General features: G+C 66.8%; 1 protein-coding gene. It reads right to left on the bottom strand.

Going from position 1 to position 1,315, the window contains the following annotated elements; genetic code table 11:
• Nucleotides 1–8 precede the first annotated feature (8 nt).
• Nucleotides 9–1,133, bottom strand: coding sequence for a transposase (locus tag B128_RS0100035; protein WP_008632315.1), 1,125 nt, complete (start codon nt 1,131–1,133; stop codon nt 9–11).
• Nucleotides 1,134–1,315 lie beyond the last annotated feature (182 nt).

The raw sequence follows: 1,315 nt of genomic DNA, 5'->3' as shown, positions 1-1,315 counted from the left end.
GCAGGGCTTTACCCAAAACTCCTTCCTCGCCCTCCCTTAGCCTGCTTCAAGAGTTCTTGGGTGACTTCATAGTTGAGCAGGCGAACCAGGCCCCTCAGGAGCAGGTACGGACCATCCCTCTCGCTGGGCAGCCCCAGCTTGCCCCCGAGCTGCAAAAGAAACCCCTTGAACGGATCCCCCAACCGCTCAACTTCCCAAAGGAACACCGCCAGCCCCAGCAAAACCGCCACCACCTTCCGGATCCGGGCAAGCCCCCGCACCTGGAAGGTCTCAAGCCCCAGCCCCGTCTTCAAAAGCCGGAAGAACCGCTCCACCTCCCACCGCCTGCGGTACGCCTCCACCACCTGCGCCGCCTCCTCCCTCCCCCTCACCGGCAAGCTGGTCAGTAGCCACCACTCCCCACGCCGCCCCAGGGCTGGCACCCGGCAGACCACCAGGTGGAGCCGCCTCCCCTCCACCTCCACCTCCCTCCATCCGAAGTGGAGCCGCACCCGCTGGTACCTGCCCCCTACCCTCAGCTCCACCTCCTCCCCACAGGGAAGGGCCAGGGAAGAAGCCACCTTCGCCAGAGAACCCCCCTCCCCAAGCTTCCGGTCCCGGTAGACCCGCACCACGAACTCCTCCCCCAGGGCCAGCACCTGCCCAAACACCTTCCGGTCGTCAAACCCCCGGTCCGCCACATACACCAGCCTCCTGCCCACGCCCCCCAATCGCTCCCGGGCCGCCTCAATGGCTCCCTCCACCTCCTTGGGCAGGCTGGCAAACCCCCTCTCCCCGTAGGCCACCAGGTGGGCGTACCCCAGGGCCAGCCGCCCCGCGGGGTCCAACCCCAGGGCGGTGAGGAGCTCGTACCCGGGCCGCCTATCCTTCCCCACCCGGGCTATCCCCTCCAGGGCCCGGGCATAGGGCTTGGCCACCGGGCTCAGGTCCAGGAGGACCAGAACCTCCTCACCCTCCAGGGCAGTCGCGCTCTCCTGATAGACCCGGTCAAGGAGGGCTTCTGCCTCCACCCGTGGGTTGGACAGGAAGCGGTAAAGGGCTTTGGCCTGGTGGAAGCGGTTCTGGAGGGGAGAAGGGAGCGAGGCCACCATCTCGCTCACCCGGGCTGAGCCTGCGGCCAAGGCGCCCCGCACCACCTCTTCAAACCGTCGGTGGAGGCGCTTATCGGGGGAAAACGCTCGCAAAACGGCCCGTGAACTCCTGGAGCCTGGCCTCGGCCACCTTGAGCATGTCCATGGATCACCCCCGGTACCAGATACGGGCTGCGCCCGCAAGGGGAGATTTACCACGAAACGGAGATGTGGGTAAAGTCCTG

Source organism: Thermus igniterrae ATCC 700962 (assembly GCF_000376265.1).
Lineage (GTDB): Bacteria > Deinococcota > Deinococci > Deinococcales > Thermaceae > Thermus > Thermus igniterrae.
The sequence above is the reverse complement of the archived record's forward strand: the minus strand, read 5'-3'. Positions and strand labels throughout refer to the sequence as shown.